General features: G+C 62.1%; 21 protein-coding genes and 1 tRNA gene. 11 read left to right on the forward strand and 11 right to left on the reverse strand.

Translation table 11 applies throughout. The annotated features are described in order from the left end of the window. Positions 1-28 precede the first annotated feature (28 nt). Both AC07OK_RS10600 and AC07OK_RS10605 read left to right on the forward strand, forming a co-directional pair. Entirely contained in the window at positions 29-772 is a 744-nt protein-coding gene (locus tag AC07OK_RS10600) for a DUF2306 domain-containing protein (protein ID WP_494690283.1), read from the forward strand. Between the two features lie 130 nt (positions 773-902). Next, positions 903-2,075: a Fic family protein gene (locus AC07OK_RS10605; protein ID WP_494690284.1), complete on the forward strand. Its 1,173-nt coding sequence runs from the start codon at positions 903-905 to the stop codon at positions 2,073-2,075. 90 nt (positions 2,076-2,165) lie between these two features. Here the strand turns inward: AC07OK_RS10605 and AC07OK_RS10610 are convergent. The 6 genes from AC07OK_RS10610 to petA all read right to left on the reverse strand — a co-directional run bounded on the left by AC07OK_RS10610 (position 2,166) and on the right by petA (position 6,390). Then, positions 2,166-2,241 (reverse strand) — tRNA-Thr (locus AC07OK_RS10610). A 26-nt stretch (positions 2,242-2,267) separates the two neighbouring features. Further along, complete coding sequence (locus tag AC07OK_RS10615; protein WP_494690285.1) at positions 2,268-2,747, reverse strand: ClpXP protease specificity-enhancing factor; 480 nt, start codon at positions 2,745-2,747, stop codon at positions 2,268-2,270. A 91-nt stretch (positions 2,748-2,838) separates the two neighbouring features. Beyond that, positions 2,839-3,450: a glutathione S-transferase N-terminal domain-containing protein gene (locus AC07OK_RS10620; RefSeq protein WP_008443913.1), complete on the reverse strand. Its 612-nt coding sequence runs from the start codon at positions 3,448-3,450 to the stop codon at positions 2,839-2,841. A 114-nt stretch (positions 3,451-3,564) separates the two neighbouring features. Continuing rightward, a complete protein-coding gene (locus tag AC07OK_RS10625; protein ID WP_217943486.1) occupies positions 3,565-4,329 on the reverse strand; it encodes a cytochrome c1 in 765 nt (254 codons plus the stop codon). A 36-nt stretch (positions 4,330-4,365) separates the two neighbouring features. Then, positions 4,366-5,778, reverse strand: a complete 1,413-nt coding sequence (locus tag AC07OK_RS10630; protein ID WP_494690286.1) for a cytochrome b — start codon at positions 5,776-5,778, stop codon at positions 4,366-4,368. Between the two features lie 3 nt (positions 5,779-5,781). Beyond that, positions 5,782-6,390, reverse strand: coding sequence for a ubiquinol-cytochrome c reductase iron-sulfur subunit (gene petA / locus AC07OK_RS10635; protein WP_116993704.1), 609 nt, complete (start codon positions 6,388-6,390; stop codon positions 5,782-5,784). 360 nt (positions 6,391-6,750) lie between these two features. On the opposite strand from petA, the gene mscL reads away from it, so the two are divergent. From mscL to AC07OK_RS10650, 3 genes are read left to right on the forward strand one after another with little or no spacing between them, the layout of a single operon-like run. Next, positions 6,751-7,185 (forward strand): large conductance mechanosensitive channel protein MscL, encoded by a 435-nt coding sequence (mscL, locus tag AC07OK_RS10640; protein WP_494690287.1) that lies wholly within the window; start codon positions 6,751-6,753, stop codon positions 7,183-7,185. Between the two features lie 37 nt (positions 7,186-7,222). Beyond that, positions 7,223-8,398 carry a Do family serine endopeptidase gene (locus AC07OK_RS10645; protein WP_494690288.1) on the forward strand — a complete coding sequence of 392 codons (1,176 nt, stop codon included), beginning with the start codon at positions 7,223-7,225 and terminating at the stop codon, positions 8,396-8,398. Between the two features lie 9 nt (positions 8,399-8,407). Beyond that, positions 8,408-9,094, forward strand: a complete 687-nt coding sequence (locus tag AC07OK_RS10650) for a DUF2461 domain-containing protein (RefSeq protein WP_494690289.1) — start codon at positions 8,408-8,410, stop codon at positions 9,092-9,094. Positions 9,095-9,164: 70 nt separating this feature from the next. Here AC07OK_RS10650 and AC07OK_RS10655 read toward each other — a convergent pair whose 3' ends face one another. The 5 genes from AC07OK_RS10655 to AC07OK_RS10675 form a co-directional block, all read right to left on the reverse strand. Further along, the gene (locus tag AC07OK_RS10655) at positions 9,165-10,196 is read right to left on the reverse strand and encodes an NAD(P)H-dependent glycerol-3-phosphate dehydrogenase (RefSeq protein WP_494690290.1); all 1,032 of its coding nucleotides are present in this window, start codon (positions 10,194-10,196) and stop codon (positions 9,165-9,167) included. Positions 10,197-10,235: 39 nt separating this feature from the next. Next, complete coding sequence (locus AC07OK_RS10660; protein WP_494690291.1) at positions 10,236-10,679, reverse strand: SH3 domain-containing protein; 444 nt, start codon at positions 10,677-10,679, stop codon at positions 10,236-10,238. Between the two features lie 97 nt (positions 10,680-10,776). Further along, entirely contained in the window at positions 10,777-11,262 is a 486-nt protein-coding gene (gene secB, locus AC07OK_RS10665) for a protein-export chaperone SecB (protein WP_217943493.1), read from the reverse strand. A gap of 152 nt (positions 11,263-11,414) precedes the next feature. Then, a complete protein-coding gene (gene grxC, locus AC07OK_RS10670; protein ID WP_176652980.1) occupies positions 11,415-11,675 on the reverse strand; it encodes a glutaredoxin 3 in 261 nt (86 codons plus the stop codon). A gap of 10 nt (positions 11,676-11,685) precedes the next feature. Beyond that, positions 11,686-12,087 (reverse strand): rhodanese-like domain-containing protein, encoded by a 402-nt coding sequence (locus AC07OK_RS10675; protein WP_494690292.1) that lies wholly within the window; start codon positions 12,085-12,087, stop codon positions 11,686-11,688. Between the two features lie 107 nt (positions 12,088-12,194). Between AC07OK_RS10675 and gpmA the strand changes: the two genes are divergently transcribed. From gpmA to gspG, 6 genes are all read left to right on the forward strand, one after another. Next, on the forward strand, positions 12,195-12,941 hold the full coding sequence (gene gpmA, locus AC07OK_RS10680; RefSeq protein WP_494690293.1) for a 2,3-diphosphoglycerate-dependent phosphoglycerate mutase: 747 nt from the start codon (positions 12,195-12,197) through the stop codon (positions 12,939-12,941). 61 nt (positions 12,942-13,002) lie between these two features. Continuing rightward, entirely contained in the window at positions 13,003-14,475 is a 1,473-nt protein-coding gene (locus AC07OK_RS10685; RefSeq protein ID WP_494690372.1) for a murein hydrolase activator EnvC family protein, read from the forward strand. Between the two features lie 14 nt (positions 14,476-14,489). Further along, complete coding sequence (locus AC07OK_RS10690; RefSeq protein ID WP_494690294.1) at positions 14,490-16,070, forward strand: S41 family peptidase; 1,581 nt, start codon at positions 14,490-14,492, stop codon at positions 16,068-16,070. Positions 16,071-16,098: 28 nt separating this feature from the next. After that, positions 16,099-16,848 carry a HesA/MoeB/ThiF family protein gene (locus AC07OK_RS10695; RefSeq protein WP_494690295.1) on the forward strand — a complete coding sequence of 250 codons (750 nt, stop codon included), beginning with the start codon at positions 16,099-16,101 and terminating at the stop codon, positions 16,846-16,848. 29 nt (positions 16,849-16,877) lie between these two features. After that, positions 16,878-18,995 carry an amidohydrolase family protein gene (locus AC07OK_RS10700; protein ID WP_494690296.1) on the forward strand — a complete coding sequence of 706 codons (2,118 nt, stop codon included), beginning with the start codon at positions 16,878-16,880 and terminating at the stop codon, positions 18,993-18,995. A 149-nt stretch (positions 18,996-19,144) separates the two neighbouring features. Next, positions 19,145-19,591 carry a type II secretion system major pseudopilin GspG gene (gene gspG / locus AC07OK_RS10705; protein ID WP_445234056.1) on the forward strand — a complete coding sequence of 149 codons (447 nt, stop codon included), beginning with the start codon at positions 19,145-19,147 and terminating at the stop codon, positions 19,589-19,591. Positions 19,592-19,608 lie beyond the last annotated feature (17 nt).

Here is a 19,608-nt window from a genome sequence, read left to right on the forward strand (position 1 = left end):
TATCCACGTTACTTCGGAGTTATTGAAAATGACCATACTGTATGTTGATCCCGGCAGTTCTGTCCTGGTTCACGTTGCCGCTGCGGCGGTCTTGTACCTGCACATCGGCGCCGGTAGCGTGGGCCTGCTGTCCGGCGCTGCCGCCTTCGTGTTCCGCAAAGGTTCCGACCTGCACCGCCTGGCGGGAAAAATCTTTGTCGTGGCGATGATGATGATGTCCGGGATCGGTGCCTGCGTGGCGCCGTTCCTGCCGACGCCCGAGCGCGCTTCGGTAGTCGCCGGCGTGTTGACCTTCTATCTGGTCCTAACTTCGTGGACCGCCGTCAAGCGCAAGCCCGGCCAAGTCGGCCGCTTCGACTACGGCGTGCTCTTGACTTCGTTGAGCATCACCATTGCCGGCGCTTATTTCTTCTGGCTGGCCGGACAGAGCACGACCGGCAAGCTGGACGGCCAGCCGGGCGCCGCCTTTGTCTTGTTCATGATCATCGGCAGCGTGGCTGCGGTGGGCGATCTGAGATTGATCCTGAACCGCGGCGTCACCGGGGCGACGCGCCTGGCCCGCCATCTGTGGCGCATGACCGTCGCCTATTTCATTGCGGCCAATTCACTCTTCCTGGGGCAGCAACAGGTCTTTCCGAAAGCGGTGCGGGATTCGGGTGTGCTGAATGCACCGGCGCTGTTGATCCTGGCTTTGTTGGTGTACTGGCTTTGCCATGTCGGCTACGGCGCCTACCGGCGCAAGCGGGTTCGTCATGTTATGACACCATCGTAAATCAGCGAGCTACAAGCGACCGGCAATCAAAGCGGCAGAAGGTCTTTGAAAAGAATGCACAATTTCGCGAAAATAGCTTGTACAATCAATTACTTGGGATTCTATAAAAACGGCAAAAAAAGCGGCAGAAATGTACGACTCACCACACCAATTTGAGCCTCTCTTGTTAACCGAGCGCCAGCTGGACGAAGTTGGCGCGCTGGGCGAGAGCGTTGTCTTGGGATCAGTGAAGCTGGCGTCTGCCGCGCATGAAACAACGCGGGCCACGCTGCGCGAGCTGGTCAGAAAAATGAATTCCTTCTATAGCAATCGAATAGAAGGGCAGAGCACCCATCCACGCAATATCGAGAGGGCACTGCAAAACGATTTTTCCCAGAAGCCGGATGAGGCCCGGTTGCAGCGGATCGCACTCGCGCACATCGCCGCAGAACAAGAATTGGAAGGATTGGTCGAACATCGCTCCGCGTTGACGTCCACATTTCTGACCGATGCACATCGCGCCCTATATGAGCGACTGGAACCGGGCGACCGGCTGTCCGATGATGGCGAAGTCATTATTCCCGGTCAAATCCGGACCCGTGATGTCCATGTGGGCGGGCATATCCCTCCTACTGGGGTGTCTCTGCCGGCGTTTCTCAAGCGGCTGGACGATGTCTACGGCTCATCGCGGGGATGGGAGCGTATCTTGATCAATACGGCCTGTGCTCACCATCGTGTGGCTTGGGTACACCCTTTCCTTGATGGTAACGGCAGGGCCACGCGGCTTCAGAGCCATTGCTCCCTATGGAAATTATCGGAAGGCCTCTGGTCTCCGAGTCGGGGATTCGCGAGATCGACGGAAGCTTACTACGCGGCGCTACACAACGCCGATTCTCCGCGCCGGGGGGATTTGGATGGCAGGGGAAACCTCAGCGCGTCAGGGCTGCTGGAGTGGGTCAAATACTTCCTTGGCGTGTGCGACGACCAGGTGACGTACATGTCGAAAATGCTCGCTCTGGATGGAATAAAGCAGCGCATCGAGGCCTTAGTGATTTTCCGGTCGACGCAAGACAAGGGCATCAGGCGCGAAGCAATTTTGCCGCTTATTCATATTTTCGGGCTGGGCCCAGTCGCTCGCGGTGAGTTCGCCCAGATGACAGGTCTTGGCGAGAGAAATGCGCGATCACTGTTGTCGAAACTCTTGGCCGACGGTTTGCTCGTCAGTGACACCGCGTATGGCGCGGTTCGCTTCGGGCTGCCCCTGGATACGCTCGGCATGCTCTTTCCAAACCTGTACCCCGAAGCGAGTCTTCCGCTGGATTAATTGCGGTGACATGCCACAAGGTTATGGCCTGACAGAGCGCTTGAAAACCAAAACAAAAGGGCTTACATCGCTGTAAGCCCTTGATATTGCTGGTGCCGACTGCCGGTTTCGAACTGGCCACCTGATGATTACAAATCAACTGCTCTACCAAATGAGCTAAGTCGGCGAAACTTGTACGGGGCGAATTATACGCTATTTAATTCGCGTAAGAGTAGGCCGGCCGCCCTTTTTTGGCGGCTCGTTATCGTCGTCCGGAGCGCTTGGGGCCTCGCTCTTGGCCTCTTGCAAAGGCGCTGGAACAGCCGCCAACACCGGCGCCGGCGCGCTGATTTCTTCGTCCGCCATCGGCTCGGCAAAGCCCGCTTGCGGCTCGAACGCCATCCCCTGGCCGTTCTCGTTGGCATAGATCGCCATGACGTTGTTGACCGGGACGTAGATCTCGCGCGACACGCCGCCGAAGCGCGCGTGGAAGCGGATGCTGTCGTTGTCCATCTTCAGCCCCGAGGTGGCGCCGAAGCTGATGTTGAGGACGATTTCGCCTTTTTTCACATATTCCATCGGCACCGTGGTCGAGGCGTCGACCTTGACGGCGAGGTAGGGCGTATAGCCGCTATCCGTGCACCACTCATAAATGGCGCGCAGCATGTAGGGCTTGGTTGAGATTTCGGACATGGTATTCCAGACTGCAGTAGAACCCGGCGCGCCGCCGACTAAGGCCGGCAAACGCGCCGATAGACTTCAAGTAAAACGGTCAACGCCCAAATTAACGGCGCATGACCTTTTCCGACGGCGTCAGCGCTTCGATGTAGGCAGGGCGCGAGAAGATGCGCTCGGCGTACTTCATCAGCGGCGCTGCGGTCTTCGACAGTTCGATGCCGTAGTGATCCAGACGCCACAGCAGCGGCGCGACCGCCACGTCCAGCATCGAGAACTCATCGCCGAGCATGTACTTGTTCTTCAGGAACAGCGGCGCGAGCGTGGTCAGGCGGTCGCGGATTTCTGCGCGGGCCTTGTCGTGGCTCTTGTCGTTGCTCTTGGCGCGTTCGCTTTCCAGCACGTGCACGTGAACGAACAATTCCTTCTCGAAATTGAACAGCATCAGGCGCGCACGCGCGCGCATCAGCGGATCGGCCGGCATCAGCTGCGGATGCGGGAAGCGTTCGTCGATGTACTCATTGATGATGTTCGATTCGTACAGGATCAATTCACGTTCAACCAGGATCGGCACCTGACCATACGGATTCATGGTCGAGATGTCTTCCGGCTTGTTGAACAAGTCGACGTCGCGCACTTCGAAGTCCATGCCTTTTTCAAACAGGACCAGACGGCAGCGTTGCGAAAATGGGCAGGTTGTACCCGAGTAGAGAACCATCATTTTTATAGTTCCTTAGAAGAACAAAGGGGGTGACGCCGCGAACGGATCACCCCGGATCGATCGCCCGCCAACGCGGGCATCGCAAAACAAGCGCCGGCCAGCCGGTGCTCTCGATTATTTAACTTCTTTCCAGAACGACGCGTTCAGGCGCCATGCCAGGAAGGCGAACAGGGCCATGAACAGCACCACCGCTACGCCCAGTTTCTTGCGGGTCTGCGCTGCAGGCTCCGCCATCCACTCCATGTAACCGACCAGGTCGGCCACCGCAGTGTCATATTCCAGTTTGCTCAGCTTGCCCGGCGTGACTTGCTCGAAGCCGGCAAACTGATGAATCTTCTTGCCTTCTTCGTGCGGATCGGCCACTTCTTCCATCTTGACCTTCTGCACGCCCTGCAGTTCCCACAGCGCATGCGGCATCGCCACGTTGTTGAGCACCAGGTTGTTCCAGCCGGTCGGGCGGGTGTCGTCCTTGTAGAAGGTGCGCAGATACGTGTACAGATAGTCGCCGCCGCTGCCGGCGCCCGACGATTTCGCGCGCGAAATGACGGACAGGTCCGGCGGCACCACGCCGAACCATGCTTTCGCATCTTTCGGGTTCATCGTGGTGGTCATCATTTCGCCGACTTTGTCGCCGGTGAACAGCAAATTGGCCTTGATTTGCTCTTCCGTCAGGCCGAGGTCGCGCAGACGGTTGTAGCGCATCGAGGACGCATTATGACAGTTCAGGCAGTAATTGACGAACAGCTTGGCGCCATGTTGCAGTGCTGCCATGTTATTCGAGCGGTCCGGCGCCTTGTCGAGCGCAATGCCGCCTTCGTTAGCCAGTGCCAGACCCGGCAGCAATGCCAGGATGGCGAGCAGTTTTTTAGGAAAATTCATGTAATGTCCTTTGTGTACTTTAGCCGGGGTGGTCGATCAGTGCGCGTGGAACACTACGCGGTCCGGGACCTTCTTGAACGTGCCCATGGCGCTCCACCATGGCATGAACAGGAAGAAGCTAAAGTAAAGCAGGGTGCATACTTGCGAGAACAGCGTGCGGCCTTCGGTCGGTGGCAGGGTACCCAGGTAGCCCAGCGCCAGGAAGCAGAAGAAGAACACGCCGTACACATACTTGTGCCAGCTCGGACGGTAGCGGATCGACTTGACCGGCGACTTGTCCAGCCAAGGCAGGAAGGCCAGGATCACCACCGAACCACCGAAGAACACCACGCCCCAGAACTTGGCGTCCAGCACCTGCGGCAGCATGCCGATGATGGCCACCAGCGCGATCACGGCGATGGCGGTCTTCACCATGCTCGACAGGCGCGATTTCAGCCAGATGAACACCACGTAGGCGGCGACGAAGAACATCAGCACCCACATGAAGTCGGCGGTGGTGGCGCGCAGCACCGAGTAGAACGCGGTGAAGTACCAGGTTGGCGCGATGTGCAGCGGGGTCTTGAGCGAATCGCCCGGCAGGAAGTTGTTATATTCCAGGAAGTAGCCGCCCATTTCCGGGGCGAAGAACACCACGGTGCTGAAGATCAGCAGGAACACCGACACGCCGAACAGGTCGTGCACGGTGTAGTAAGGGTGCGAAGGGATCGAATCGACCGGGTGGCCGTCGGCGCCCAGGTTGTCTTTCACTTCGATGCCGTCCGGGTTGCTCGAACCGACTTCGTGCAGCGCGATCAGGTGGGCGGCCACCAGACCCAGCAACACCAGCGGGATGGCGATCACGTGGAAGGCGAAGAAGCGGTTCAGGGTGGCGTCGGAGACCACGTAGTCGCCGCGGATCCACAGCGACAGGTCAGGGCCGATCAGCGGAATCGCGCCGAACAGGTTGACGATCACCTGGGCGCCCCAGTACGACATCTGGCCCCATGGCAGCAGGTAGCCGAAGAACGCTTCGGCCATCAGGCACAGGAAGATGGCGAAACCGAACAGCCAGATCAGTTCACGTGGCTTGCGGTAGGAGCCGTACAGCAGGCCGCGCGTCATGTGCAGGTAGACGATGATGAAGAAGGCCGAGGCGCCGGTCGAGTGCATATAACGCACCAGCCAGCCCCACGGTACTTCGCGCATGATGTATTCGACCGAACCGAAGGCCAGGTTGGCGTCCGGCTTGTAGTGCATGGTCAGGAAGATGCCGGTGACGATCTGCAGCACCAGCACCAGCATGGCCAGCGAGCCGAAGATGTACCAGAAGTTGAAGTTTTTCGGAGCGTAGTACTTGCCCCATTGATCATTCCACAGCTTGGTGAGCGGGAAGCGGTCGTCGACCCAGCCCAGCGCTTTTTGTGCGGCCGGAGCATCGGCCGGGAATTGTGTCTCTTTGAAAGCCGCCATGATTTACGCCTCGCCTTTCTCGTCTTTACCAATGATCAGCTTGGTGTCGCTCAGGAACATATGACGCGGCACTTGCAGATTGTCCGGCGCCGGCTTGTTCTTGAACACGCGGCCGGCCATATCGAAGGTCGAACCGTGGCATGGGCAGAGGAAGCCGCCCTCCCAGTCGTCCGGCAGCGATGGCTGCGGGCCCGGGGTGAATTTGGACGAAGGCGAGCAGCCCAGGTGGGTACAGATGCCGACCGCGATCAGCAGCTCGGGTTTGCGCGAGCGCCATTCGTTGCGGGCATATTCCGGGGTGAACTCGTCCGGGTTGCGCTTGGAGTCGGCGTCGGCCACCTTGCCGTCGGTCTTTTTCAGCGAGGCCACCATTTCAGGGGTACGCTTGATGATCCAGACCGGTTTGCCGCGCCATTCGACGGTTTTCATTTCGCCGGGATTGAGGCTGGAAATATCCACTTCCACCGGTGCGCCGGCGGCTTTTGCGCGCTCGGACGGTTGGAACGTGCTAACCAGTGCCCCGGCGGTTGCCAGACCCACTACACCACCCGCCGCGCCTGTTGCGACGAGCAATCCGCGACGGCCGGAATCGACCTGCTTTTCGATACTCATACAAACCCCAATCAGTCAAAGTGCGAACAAAATCCGAGAACCGAGAACAAAACCTGAAACTTGATGAAGCACGAATATAGCTTCTAGCAACCTTAAATTATAAGGTAAGCGTGATACGAATTAAAGAAAAAACGTTGCCGTAACCCCAATTGGCGCGATTTGCGCACCGTTTTGGACTTGAATTCCGCCGGGCTATCCCCTACTGGCGGGGCGCAAGCCATAGATATTGATACAAGACAAATTTATAGCGTAATTCGGTACCTAAATGCGCACAGGGCGCGTGTGTTTGGAATCTAATTGAAAAAATAGTATGATCCAAGCGCAGTTTTGTTCACAAATGACCACAGCGGAGATGAGAAAATGTCAATGATGCAGGAATTTAAAGAATTCGCGATGAAGGGCAATGTGGTCGACCTCGCTGTGGGTGTGATCATCGGTGGCGCCTTCGGCAAGATCGTCGATTCGCTGGTGGCCGACATCATCATGCCGCCGATCGGCAAACTGTTCGGCGGCCTGGATTTCGCCAACTACTACATCGGCCTCAACGGCCAGGACGCGCACCTGAGCCTGGTCGAAGCGAAAAAGCTGGGCGCGGTGTGGGCCTACGGCAATTTCGCCACCATCCTGCTGAACTTCATCATCCTGGCGTTCGTGATCTTCCAGATGGTGCGCCTGATGAACAAGGCGCGTACCCTGAACACCAAGGAAGCGGCGGCTGAAGCGGCCGCGGCGCCGGCGCCGACGCCGGAAGACATCGTGCTGCTGCGCGAGATCCGCGACTCACTCAAGAAATGACAAGGACGCCGTCTTCCGGGACGGCAGGCTGAAAGCTATGCGACGACTCTGGTTATTGTTTGCACAAACGGTGACCGTCGTACTGGCACTGTATTTCGTCTACACGGCCGTGGGGCCGGAGCGGCGCGCGCCGGTGCGGACCCAGCAAATGGGCAGCGCCGACCATCCGGCCCTGATGCTGGAGGCGGGGCCGGGCAAGGCGCCCGGCGTGGCGGTCGGCTCCTACCGCGCGGCGGCGGGGCGGGCGATGCCGGCTGTGGTCAACATCATCACCAGCAAGAAACCCAAGCGCGGCAAGCATCCGCTGCTGCGCGATCCCTTCTTTAAAAAATTCTTCGGCGAGCGCGACCGCGATCATGACGGCGAGAGCGACGACGAGGAGTCCAGCCTGGGCTCGGGCGTCATCGTCTCCGGCGAAGGCTATATCCTGACCAACAACCACGTGGTGGAGGCGGCCGACGAGATCGAGGTCATGCTGGCCGACGGCCGCAAGGCCGGCGCCAAGGTGGTCGGCACCGATCCCGAGACCGACCTGGCGGTCATCAAGATCGAGCTCGACAAGCTGCCGGTGATCGTGCTGGGCCAGGCCGAGCAGGCGCAGGTGGGCGACGTGGTGCTGGCCATCGGCAATCCCTTCGGCGTCGGCCAGACGGTGACGATGGGCATCATCTCCGCGCTGGGCCGCAACAACCTGCACATCAACCATTTCGAGAACTTCATCCAGACCGACGCCGCGATCAACTTCGGCAATTCCGGCGGCGCGCTGGTGGACGCCAACGGCAACCTGCTGGGCATCAACTCGGCGATTTATTCGCAGTCGGGCGGCTCGGTCGGCATCGGCTTCGCGATACCTGTGTCGACCGCCAAGTCGGTGATGGAGGCCATCATCAAGTCCGGCCACGTGGTGCGCGGCTGGATCGGCGTGGAGACCCAGGAGATCACGCCGGAGCTGGCGTCGAGCTTCGGCCTGAAGCGCCAGAGCGGCGCCATCATCGCCGGCGTGGTGCGCAACGGCCCGGCCGACAAGGGCGGCATGAAGCCGGGCGACATCCTGCTGTCGGTGGACGACAAGCCGGTGGCCGACACCAACGAGATGCTCAATGTGATCGCCCAACTCGTTCCCGGCGGAAAAGCTAAAATGACGATCTTGCGCAAGAGCCGCGAGACCACGCTCGACATCACCGTCGGCAAGCGTCCGGCCGGCGCCAAATAAGGAACTTTAATGCATCTGCGCGACCTGACTCAATTCCTCAAGGAACTGGCGGACAACAACAACCGTCCCTGGTTCATCATGAACAAACCGCGCTACGACATCCTGCGCGAAGAATTCCTGCAAGTGGTGACGGACATGATTATCGAGCTGGGCAAGTTCGATGCGGCCGTCAAGTTCTGCAACCCGAAGAAGGCGATGTTCCGCATCAACCGCGACGTGCGTTTCGCGCATGACAAGAGCCCGTACAAGACGCGCTTCTCGGCCGCCGTGGCGCCGAACGACCTGCGCCGTCCGAGCAAGGCCGGCGGGCCGACCTACTACATGCAGATCGACGGCAGCGGCAAATTGTTGTTCGGCGCCGGCGAATACATGCCGCCGCCGTCGCGCCTGAAGGCGCTGCGCCAGCACATGGTCGACGACGCGGCCGGCTTCAGCAAGGTATTGAAGAACAAGAAGTTGAAAGCCACCTTCGGCGACATCCAGAACGAAGGCAAGCTGATGCGCCCACCCAAGGGTTTCGACGCCGAGCACGAGCACATCGAATACATCAAGCTGAAGAGTTTCTTCGTCTGGACCGAGCTCGACCTGCCGATGAACCAGCCGGAAAAGCTGGTGCCGATGATCGCCAGCGGGCTCAAGGATGCGTTCCCGCTGGTCGAATGGATGCGTGCGGCAAAAGAAGAGGAAGAAGAATAAAAAAAAGCGGGGTCAGTTCCGGCATCGTGCCACGCGTGGCACGATGCCGGAACTGACCCCGCTTTTTCGCTTATTTTTCGTGGCGCGGGTCGCGGGCCAGCAGGCGCGAGACCATCGCCTGCGGCTGGTCGCCGTCGAACAGCACGCCGGCCACCGCGTTGGTGATCGGCATGTCGACGCCCATCCTGGCCGCCAGTTCGCGCACGGCCTTCGAACACGGCACGCCCTCGGCCACATGGCCCAGCTCCTGCACGATGAGGTCCAGCGGCTTGCCCTGCGCCAGCCCAAGGCCGACGCGGCGGTTGCGCGACAGGTCGCCGGTGCAGGTCAAAATCAGGTCGCCCATGCCGGTCAGGCCCATGAAGGTTTCGGTATGCCCGCCCAGCGCGGTGCCGAGCCGGGTGATTTCAGCCAGGCCGCGCGTGATCAGCGCGGCGCGCGCGTTCAGGCCCAGGCCCAGGCCGTCGGCCACGCCGGTGGCGATGGCCAGCACGTTTTTCACCGCGCCACCCACTTCAACCCCCACCAGGTCTTCGCTGGAATACACGCGGATATTGCCGCCGTGGACGGTCGCCACCACGCAGTCGCGCAAGGCCGCCGAGTCGGAGGCGATGGTCAGCGCGCACGGCAAGCCCTTGGCCACCTCCTGCGCAAACGACGGTCCCGACAAGGCGCCGCCGGCCACGCCGGCGCCCAGCACTTCGCGCACGATCTGGTGCGGCAGCAAGCCAGTGCCGTATTCGAAACCCTTGCAAAGCCACACCACGTTCGGTATCGCCCGCGATTTGAGCTGCTCCAGCAGCGGCCGCAAGCCAGCCACCGGGCAGGCGGCGATCAGCAGGCTGTCCGGGCCGGCCACATGGGCCAGCGCGGCGTCGAAATCGGCGGCGACCCGCAGGCCGTCAGGGAAGGGATAACCAGGCAGGTAGCCGGTGTTTTCGCGCGCGCGCGCCATGTCCTGCAGGGCGTCGCTGCTGCGACCCCACAGCAGCACGTCGTGACGCTGGGCCAGCGCCATGGCGACAGCGGTGCCCCAGGCGCCTGCGCCGAGCACAGCCACCTTGCGGACAGTCGCCGCTGGTTTGTTTGGATTATCTTGCATGGGACCTCATTCGGCGACCGGATGTCGCCGCTACGGCAATTATATGCCCCAGACTTCGGAATTCTTGACGTAACCGACCAGGCCGTCGCGGTGACGCACCTTGAGCCAGCCGCCGGCGGCCGATTCGGTCACTTCCAGCAGCACGCCCTTGTCGGCGGTGAACACCGGCGCGGCGCTGTCGTCCGGCGTGGCGCGGATTTTCAGGTTGGGGGTGCGGATGATGACGTTGCGCTTGCCGACCAGGCCCTTGGCCTCGGTCCAGGCCAGTTCGCCGTTGACGTCGCGTACTTTCAGCCATTCGCCATAGGCCAGCACCACTTCCAGCGGCGCGCCGCGCGGCACGACAAACAGCTTGCCGCCCTTGGTCGACGGCGCGTCGTAGAGGATGACGGGTGCGGCGCCCACCGTTTTGAAGTCGAACGCGTGACTGGCACTCATGGCCAACAACATGGTCAGACTGGCGATTAAACGGGGAAATGTCATGGCTTACCTTGCAGATGGACAGCGCGCGAAGGCGCGGCATGTCGGGGTGATACCGCTGCCGGACGTGGCGCCCGGCAGCGAAGTACTTCGGTACGACTTAGTGCGTGGTTGCAGCGCCGTCGGTTGCTGCTGGTGCTGCGGCGGCCGCGTCGGCGATCGCTTGCATGCGCTGCTGGTAGAACACTTCGAAGTTGATCTCAGCCAGGTGCACTGGTGGGAAACCGGCACGGGTGATCACGTCGGCGATGTTGGCGCGCAGGTAAGGATACACGATGTTCGGGCAACCGATGCCCAGCAGCGGATCGAGCTGCTCTGCAGGAATGTTGCGCGCTTCGAAGATACCGGCTTGCTTGCCTTCAACCAGGAAAGCGACCTTGTCTTTGACTTTGGCGGTCACGGTGATGGTGACGGTCGACTCGAACACGCCATCGGCCAGTGGCTCGGCGCCAACGTCCAGGGCGACTTCGATGGTCGGTGCTTCCTGCTCCAGGAAGATCGACGGGGAGTTCGGTTGTTCCAGCGACATGTCTTTCAGGTAGACGCGTTGGATTTGGAATACTGGTTGCAGGTTTTCGTCAGACATGGAACGCTTTCGTTATAGTGAAAACGAGCGGCACGGGCCGCTCAGAATAAGTTTGCTTGGTATGGAGCTCAAATCAAACGCGAGGGCAATTGTATCAAAACCATTATGGTTTCAAACTATTTCTGCGGCCCTCTCGTTGTATTTGGGGTTGATTAGCCATTTAACAAGGGGGACAGGCCGCCAGCTTGATCCAACGCATACAAATCGTCGAAACCGCCGACATGGGTGTCGCCGATGTAGATCTGCGGCACGGTGCGGCGGCCGGTCTTTTGCATCATCAGCATGCGCTGCTCCGGGTCCAGGTCGACGCGGATCTTCTCCAGGCCGGTCACGCCCTTGGCTTCCAGCAGGCGCTCGGCGCGCACGCAGTAGGGGCATACGGCGGTGGTGTACATGATTACACGGGCAGTCATCTCGACCTCCTTATTTGGCCAGCGGCAGGCCGGCTTTTTGCCATGCGGCAACGCCGCCGTCCAGGTTGACCACGTCGGTAAAGCCGGCTTTGGTCAGTTTGGCGGCCGCCGACGAGGCGCGCGCGCCCGTCTTGCACACCACGATCACGCTCTTGGTCTTGAACTTCTCCAGCTCGCCGAGGCGGTTGGACAGCTCGCCCAGCGGAATATTCTTGGCTTCTGGCAAGTGACCGGCAGCAAATTCCGTTGCGTCGCGGACGTCTACAATGGTGGCTTTGCTGCGGTTGATCAACAGCGTCACCTCTTGCGCGGAGGCGCGTTTGCCGCGCTGCGTCAGGACCGGCCAGAGCAGGGCGCCGCCCGAAAGGAGCACGATGGCGATGATGAAAATATTGTCAATGAAGAATTTCACAGGGTTCCAATGGTTTAAGTCAATCCGCGCATTATAAAATAGAAGCTGGAAGAGTTCTCGCAGTACCGGTTTTCCGTCCCGTTCAATCCTTTTTGAAGATAGTTCAAATGTATAAAATCGTATTCATGCGCCACGGCGAGTCCACCTGGAACCTCTCGAACCGCTTCACCGGCTGGACCGATGTGGACCTGACCGAGAAGGGCATCGCCGAAGCCAAGGCGGCCGGCAAGGTACTGAAAGAGTCCGGCTACACCTTCGACCTGGCCTACACCTCGGTGCTCAAGCGCGCGATCCGCACGCTGTGGCTGAGCATGGACGAGATGGATATGATGTACCTGCCGGTCAAGAACGACTGGCGCCTGAACGAGCGCCACTACGGCGCCCTGCAAGGCCTGGACAAGGGCGAAACCGCCGCCAAGTACGGCGACGACCAGGTGCTGGTATGGCGCCGCAGCTACGATACGCCGCCGCCGCCGCTGGAAGCGGGCGACGACCGCGCCTCCTTCAACGACCCGCGCTACGCCGGCCTGGACAAGTCGCAGATCCCGCTCACCGAATGCCTGAAGGACACCGTGGCGCGCGTGATGCCGGTCTGGGACGAGGACATCGCCCCGGCCATCCGCGCCGGCAAGAAGATCATCATCTCGGCCCACGGCAACAGCCTGCGCGCCCTGATTAAAATGCTCGACGGCATCAGCGACAACGACATCGTCGGCCTCAACATCCCGAACGGCCAGCCGCTGGTCTACGAGCTGGACGAGAACCTCAAGCCGATCCGCCACTACTACCTGGGTGACGCCGACGCCATCGCCGCGGCCCAGGCGGCCGTCGCCAACCAGGGCAAGGCCAAGTAATTTGTCGCATTCTTCCTTCCGCGGCTGGCGTGGTGCCGCCACCAGTGCGGCACTATTGCTGATGATGCTGAACGGGGCGCAGGCCGCGCCGTTCAGCAAGACCACCGAGCGCAGCAAGCAGAAAGCGGCGGCCGAGGCCGAGCGCGCCGGCTTGCAGCAAAAACTCAGTGCGCTCAAGAAAGACATCGGCAAGACCGAAAGCGCCAAGGACGACGCGGCCGATACGCTGGCCGAGTCCGAACAGGCGATCTCGGACGCCAACCGCTCGCTGCGCGACCTAGCGCAGGAGCAGGGCGACACCAACACCAGGCTGCAACAGCTGGCCGTCGAGCACGACAAGCTGGCGGCCACGGTCGCCCAGCAAAAGCAGCAGCTGGCCAAGCTGCTGCGCGACCAGTACGTGGCCGGCAACGAGGACCGCATCAAGCTGCTGCTGTCCGGCGACAACCCCAACCGCATCAACCGCGACCTGCAAATGATGTCCTACGTGTCGCAGGCCCAGGCGCGCCTGCTGGATTCGCTGCGCGCCAACCTGAAGGCGGTCGAGGTCAACCAGGCCGAGGCGCAGAACGCCAAGGACGAGCTGCAGGAAATCGCCGCCGAGGAAATGGAGCAGAAGGCCAAGCTGGAGCAGGAGAAGTCGCGCCGCGCCAACTTGCTGGCCTCGCTGTCGAAAAAGCTGGTGGCCCAGCGCAAGGAAGTCGGCAACGTCGAGCGCGACGAACAGCGCCTGACCGGCCTGGTCGACAAGCTGGGCAAGCTGATCCAGGAGCAGGCGATCGCCGCCGCCGCCGAGAAAAAACGCCAGGAACAGCTGGCCGCCCGCGCCAAGGCGGACGCGGAAGCCAAGGCCAAGGCGGAAGCCGAGGCGCGCGCGCTGGCCAAGGCCAAGGCCGCCGTCGAAGCCGAGCGCCAGCGCCTGGCCAAGGCCAACGCCAGCAAATCCGGCACCATCAAGCCGGCGCCGTCCAAACCCGACACCACCGACACCGAGCCGCCGAAAGTGGCGCAGCAGCAGCAACAGCTGCCGCCGCCGAAACCGCCGGAACCGCTCAAGCCGGCGCCGCGCGAGGAAGAACCGGCCAAGCCGGCAGCCAAGGCGGCGGACATCGCGCTGGCCCCGGCGGTGCCGTCCGGCGCGCCGTTCGTCAGCCTCAAGGGCCAGCTGCGCGCGCCCGTCAGCGGCAAGATCGCCGCCAAGTTCGGCACCAAGCGCGGCGATGGCCCAAGCTGGAAGGGCGTGTTCATCCGCACCGGCGAAGGCGCCGAGATCCGCTCCGTCGCCAGCGGCAAGGTCATCTTCTCGGACTGGCTGCGTGGCTTCGGCAATATGATCATCGTCGACCACGGCGGCCAGTACTGGAGCATCTACGGCAATTGCGAGTCGCTGCTGAAACGGGTCGGCGACGTCGTCAAGCCGGGCGACTCGATCGCCAGCGCAGGTAACAGCGGCGGCAACGAGGAATCGGGGCTATACTTTGAGCTTCGCCATCAGGGCACAGCATTCGATCCGGCTGGCTGGGTCAAGTTTTAAGGTTCGCGGAAAAAATGGGCAACAAAGTCAAGAGCATCGGCCTGATCGGCCTGGGTATGGTGGCTGGTGTCGCCGTCTCCTTGCAGTTTTCCGCCATCGCGCAAAAAGTCACCGGTTCGCCGCTGCCGCTCGAAGAGCTGCGCCAGTTGTCCGACGTCTTCGGCCTGATTAAAACCGACTACGTCGAAAACGTCGACGACAAGAAGCTGCTCACCGAAGCCATTTCCGGCATGGTGGCCTCGCTCGATCCGCACTCGGTCTACCTCGATAAGAAAGCCTTCCGCGAAATGCGCGAGACCGTGGCCGGCAAATTCGTCGGCATCGGCATCGAAGTCGGCATGGAAGACGGCTACATCAAAGTGGTCTCGCCGATCGAGGATTCACCCGCCTTCAAGGCCGGCATCAAGGCCGGTGACCTGATTACCCGCATCGACGGCACGCCGATCAAGGGCATGTCGCTGGACGAAAGCGTCAAGAAGATGCGCGGCGAACCGCACTCCAAGGTCACCGTCACCATCAGCCGCAAGGACGAGGACAAGCCCATCGTCCTGACCATCGCGCGCGAGGAGATCCGCGTGCAGAGCGTCAAGGCCAAGATCATCGAGCCGGGTTACGCGTGGCTGCGCATCTCGCAGTTCCAGGAGCCGACCGTCGAGGACATGGCCAAGAAGATCACCGCCCTGTACGCGCAAGACCCGCACATCAAGGGCCTGGTGCTGGACCTGCGCAACGATCCGGGCGGCGTGGTGCCGGGCGCGATCGGTGTCTCGGCCGCCTTCCTGCCCAAGGACGCGGTGATCGTCTCGACCAACGGCCAGCTGCTCGACTCCAAGCAAACCTTCTACGGCCGCAGCGAGTTCTATGCGTCCCGTCCCAAGAACGATCCGCTGGCCAAGCTGCCGGCCGCGCTCAAGGACGTGCCGATGGTGGTGCTAGTCAACGCCGGTTCGGCGTCGGCCTCGGAGATCGTCGCCGGCGCGCTGCAGGACTATAAGCGCGCCACGATCATGGGCACGCAGACTTTCGGCAAGGGCTCGGTGCAGACGCTGCGTCAGCTGACCGCCGACACCGCCGTCAAGCTGACCACGGCGCGCTACTACACACCGCACAACCGCTCGATCCAGGCGCGCGGCATCGTGCCGGACCTGATGGTCGACGAAACGGCCGACGGCGACGGCTTGAACAGCCTGCGCGTGCGCGAAGCCGACCTGCAAAAACACCTGAACAACGACAAGGACCCGGAAGGCGACGGCGCCGCCAAGAAAGCCCTGAGCGCGCAGCGCGAAGAGCTGGAAGACGGCCAGAGCCCGGCTTCGCTGGCGAAGAAAACCAAGCCGGTGGAATTCGGCTCCAAGGACGACTTCCAGCTGGCGCAGGCGATCAATCACTTCAAGGGCTTGCCGGTCAAGCTGTCGAAAGTGGAGGCGATGCCCGCCGCCGGCGGCGAAGTCGGCGAGATCAAGTCGGACAGCAAGACCGACAAGACCGACGTCAAGCCAGCCGTCAAACCGGCCGCCAAGCCGGAATCCAAGCCCAAGTCCAGCGAAAAAAAGCCGGCCTTGAAACAGCCGGGCACTTTACCCATTACCCAATAAACGACGGGCGCGCCGCCGGTCCGAGACCATGAACGACTCGCAACTGCTGCGCTATTCGCGCCATATCCTGCTCGACGAAATCGGCATCGAAGGCCAGCAAAAGCTGCTGGCCGCGCACGCGCTGGTGGTCGGCGCCGGCGGCCTCGGTTCGCCGGCCGCCATGTACCTGGCCTCGGCCGGCGTTGGCCACATCACGCTGGTCGACAACGACACCGTCGACCTCACCAACCTGCAGCGCCAGATCGCCCACACCACGGAGCGGGTCGGCCAGTCCAAGGCGGAATCGGCGCGCATCACGCTGGCCCAGATCAATCCCGACATCACCATCACCGCGCTGAACGAACGCGTCGACGATGCCCGCCTGGCCGAGCTGGTGGCGCGGGCCGACGTGGTGCTCGACTGCACCGACAACTTCGCCACTCGCCACGCCGTCAACCGCGCCTGCGTCGCGCTGGGCAAGCCGCTGGTGTCGGGCGCGGTGATACGCTTCGACGGCCAGGTCAGCGTGTTCGATCCGCGCGGCGGCGCGCAGCCCTGCTACTCCTGCCTGTTCCCGCAGGACCAGCAGTTTGAAGATGTGGCCTGTTCCACCATGGGCGTGTTCGCGCCGCTGGTGGGCGTGGTGGGCGCCATGCAGGCGGCGGAAGCGCTCAAGCTGTTGATGGGCGTGGGCGCCTCGCTGGCCGGGCGCCTGTTGATGTTGGATGGTCTGCACATGGAGTGGACCAGCATAGGTGTGGGGCGCAACGGCGATTGCCCGGTCTGCGCAAAAAAATAACACTAACCGGAAGGAGACTTATCTTGTTGATGAAACGACTCGCTGTATTGCCGCTGGCCTTGGCCGCGGCGTTCGCCGCACAGGCAGCCACCAGCACCAAGTACCTGATCATCTCGGAAAGCGGCAAGCAGATCGGTGAACAAGCCGTCGAGCACCAGGACGACGGCCTGACCAAAGTACGCTTCATCTTCAAGAACAACGGCCGCGGCCCGGAACTGACGGAACAATTCCGCATGGGCGCCGATGGCGTGATGACCGAGTACAGCGTCAAGGGTAACTCCACCTTCGGCGCGGTGGTCGACGAGCGCTTCGAGCGCAAGGGCGACCAGGCCGAATGGAAGTCCACCTCCGAGCAGGGCAAGAAGGCCGTCAGCGGTCCGGCCGGCTACCTGCCGCTGAACGGTTCCTTCGAAACCGTCTCCGCCTACATCACCGCGCTGGACGCCGCGCCCGGACACAAAATGGCGCTGCTGCCATCGGGCACGCTGTCGCAGACCGTGCTCGATACACTGGAAGTGAGCAGCGACGGCGGCCAGAAACAAACCGTGCAACTGCTGGCGCAGACTGGCGTCGGCCTGTCGCCGTCGTTTTACTGGGCCACCACCGGAACCAAGCCGCGCCTGTTCGGCGTGATCATCCCCGGCTTCGCCAACATGCTGGAAGAGGGCTGGCAGGGCGCCGCGCCAGTGCTGGCCGTGCGCCAGAAGCAGGCCGAGAGCAAGATGCTGGAAGACCTGGCCGCCAAGCTGCAACATCCGCTGACCGGCCTGACCCTGGTGCGCAACGCCCGCGTGTTCGACAGCGAGAAAGCCGCCGTCGGCGCGCCGTCCGACATCTACGTGCTGCGCGGCCGCATCACCGCCGTGCTGCCGGCCGGCTCGCCGGTGCGCGGCGCCGACAACACCATCGACGCCGCCGGCCGCATCGTGCTGCCCGGCCTGTTCGACATGCACGGCCACGTCGACCGCTGGTCCGGCGCGCTGAACATGTCCACCGGCGTGACCAGCGTGCGCGACATGGGCAACGACAACAAGCAGCTGCAGGCGATGCTCGACGAAACCGCCGCCGGCAAGCTGCTGGCGCCGCAGGTGGTGCCGGCCGGCTTCCTGGAAGGCGAGAGCCCGTTCAGCGCCATCAACGGCTTCACCATCAAGGACCTGCCGGGCGCGAAGGACGCGATCGACTGGTACGCGGAGCACGGCTACCCACAGCTGAAGATCTACAACTCCTTCCCGAAAGCCATCCTGAAGGACACCGTGGCCTACGCCCACAGCCGCGGCATGCGCGTGTCCGGCCACATCCCGGCCGGCTTGCGCGCGCAGGAAGCGCTGGACGCCGGCTACGACGAGATCCAGCACATCAACCAGGTGCTGCTGAACTTCCTGGTCAAGCCGGACACGGAAACCCGCAACCTGAACCGCTTCCTGCTGCCGGCCGAAAAAGTCGCCGGCATGGACTTCAACACCAAGCCGTTCAAGGACTTCGTCGCCGGCCTGGCCAAGAAGCAGATTTCGATCGACCCGACGCTGTCGGCGTTCGCCTTCATCCAGCAGAAGGATGGCGACGTCAATGAGCCGTACCGCGCCTTCGCCGCCAACATGCCGCCGGACGTGGCGCGCGGCTTCGCCGTCGGCGCCATGAAGATCGAGGGCGCCGATACGCTCAAGCGCTACGAGCAGTCCTACGCCAAGATGGTCGAATTCGTCGGCATCATGTACAAGGCCGGCGTGCCGATCGTCGCCGGCACCGACGACATTCCCGGCTTCACGCTGCATTCGGAGCTGGCGCTGCTGGTCAAGGCCGGCCTGACGCCGGCCCAGGCCTTGCAGGTGGCCACCCGCAACGGCGCCCGCTACACCCGCACCAGCAACGACCGTGGCAGCATCGCCGCCGGCAAGCTGGCCGACCTGGTGCTGGTGGACGGCGATCCGACCAAGGATATCGCCGACGTCCGCAAGGTGGCGGCGGTGATCACGCGCGGCTACGTCATCTACCCGCGCGAGATTGACACTGCGCTGGGCATTGCGCCGTTCGTCAAGGATGCGCCGCAGGCTGCGAGAACCACGGCCGCCGTGGCGGACATTAACGGTGGCGGCAACGACGGCGCCCGCCGCCGCATCGACGCCACCGCTCATCAACGCGACTAGGTAAAACGCGGTAAAAACCGGGCGCGCAGGCGCCCGGTTAAGCCCGTGTTTAAGCCCTATTTAAGCCTCCCGGCGCAAAACTCGTTTTAGGGTGCCGCTGGCGCCGATTCGGCCTTATACTCTGCAATCATTTTAATTTGTCATCGACTATGAAAAAACTCTCCCTGCCCCGTCGTGCCGCCTCGCGCGGCTTTACGCTGATCGAAATCATGGTGGTGGTGGTCATCATGGGCGTGCTGGCGGCGCTGGTCGTGCCCAAGCTGCTGAGCCGCACCGGCGAGTCCAAAGTGGCCGCCGCCAAGGTCGATATCGCCACCGTCATGCAGGCGCTCAAGCTGTACAAGCTGGATAACCAGCGCTATCCGACCACCGAGCAGGGCCTGCAGGCGCTGCTGACTAAGCCGACCGCCGGCCCGTCCGCCAACGGCTGGAAAGCCGGCGGCTACCTGGAAAAAATGCCGAAAGACCCGTGGGGCAACCCATACCAGTTCCTGTCGCCGGGCATCAAGGGCGAGGTCGACGTGTTCTCCTACGGTGCCGACGGCGCGCCGGGCGGCACCGGCGACGACGCCGACATCGGCTCCTGGGATAACTGATCGCAGGGGGATCACGG

This window comes from Duganella sp. GW821-FHT07G03 (assembly GCF_059418605.1).

Bases quoted from the DNA above. Each gene is read 5' to 3' on its own strand.
- AC07OK_RS10600 (WP_494690283.1), top strand. From the start codon at position 29: ATGACCATACTGTATGTTGATCCCGGCAGTTCTGTCCTGGTTCACGTT.
- AC07OK_RS10605 (WP_494690284.1), top strand. From the start codon at position 903: ATGTACGACTCACCACACCAATTTGAGCCTCTCTTGTTAACCGAGCGC.
- AC07OK_RS10615 (WP_494690285.1), bottom strand. From the start codon at position 2,747: ATGTCCGAAATCTCAACCAAGCCCTACATGCTGCGCGCCATTTATGAG.
- AC07OK_RS10620 (WP_008443913.1), bottom strand. From the start codon at position 3,450: ATGATGGTTCTCTACTCGGGTACAACCTGCCCATTTTCGCAACGCTGC.
- AC07OK_RS10625 (WP_217943486.1), bottom strand. From the start codon at position 4,329: ATGAATTTTCCTAAAAAACTGCTCGCCATCCTGGCATTGCTGCCGGGT.
- AC07OK_RS10630 (WP_494690286.1), bottom strand. From the start codon at position 5,778: ATGGCGGCTTTCAAAGAGACACAATTCCCGGCCGATGCTCCGGCCGCA.
- petA (WP_116993704.1), bottom strand. From the start codon at position 6,390: ATGAGTATCGAAAAGCAGGTCGATTCCGGCCGTCGCGGATTGCTCGTC.
- mscL (WP_494690287.1), top strand. From the start codon at position 6,751: ATGTCAATGATGCAGGAATTTAAAGAATTCGCGATGAAGGGCAATGTG.
- AC07OK_RS10645 (WP_494690288.1), top strand. From the start codon at position 7,223: ATGCGACGACTCTGGTTATTGTTTGCACAAACGGTGACCGTCGTACTG.
- AC07OK_RS10650 (WP_494690289.1), top strand. From the start codon at position 8,408: ATGCATCTGCGCGACCTGACTCAATTCCTCAAGGAACTGGCGGACAAC.
- AC07OK_RS10655 (WP_494690290.1), bottom strand. From the start codon at position 10,196: ATGCAAGATAATCCAAACAAACCAGCGGCGACTGTCCGCAAGGTGGCT.
- AC07OK_RS10660 (WP_494690291.1), bottom strand. From the start codon at position 10,679: ATGACATTTCCCCGTTTAATCGCCAGTCTGACCATGTTGTTGGCCATG.
- secB (WP_217943493.1), bottom strand. From the start codon at position 11,262: ATGTCTGACGAAAACCTGCAACCAGTATTCCAAATCCAACGCGTCTAC.
- grxC (WP_176652980.1), bottom strand. From the start codon at position 11,675: ATGACTGCCCGTGTAATCATGTACACCACCGCCGTATGCCCCTACTGC.
- gpmA (WP_494690293.1), top strand. From the start codon at position 12,195: ATGTATAAAATCGTATTCATGCGCCACGGCGAGTCCACCTGGAACCTC.
- AC07OK_RS10685 (WP_494690372.1), top strand. From the start codon at position 13,003: ATGATGCTGAACGGGGCGCAGGCCGCGCCGTTCAGCAAGACCACCGAG.
- AC07OK_RS10690 (WP_494690294.1), top strand. From the start codon at position 14,490: ATGGGCAACAAAGTCAAGAGCATCGGCCTGATCGGCCTGGGTATGGTG.
- AC07OK_RS10695 (WP_494690295.1), top strand. From the start codon at position 16,099: ATGAACGACTCGCAACTGCTGCGCTATTCGCGCCATATCCTGCTCGAC.
- AC07OK_RS10700 (WP_494690296.1), top strand. From the start codon at position 16,878: ATGAAACGACTCGCTGTATTGCCGCTGGCCTTGGCCGCGGCGTTCGCC.
- gspG (WP_445234056.1), top strand. From the start codon at position 19,145: ATGAAAAAACTCTCCCTGCCCCGTCGTGCCGCCTCGCGCGGCTTTACG.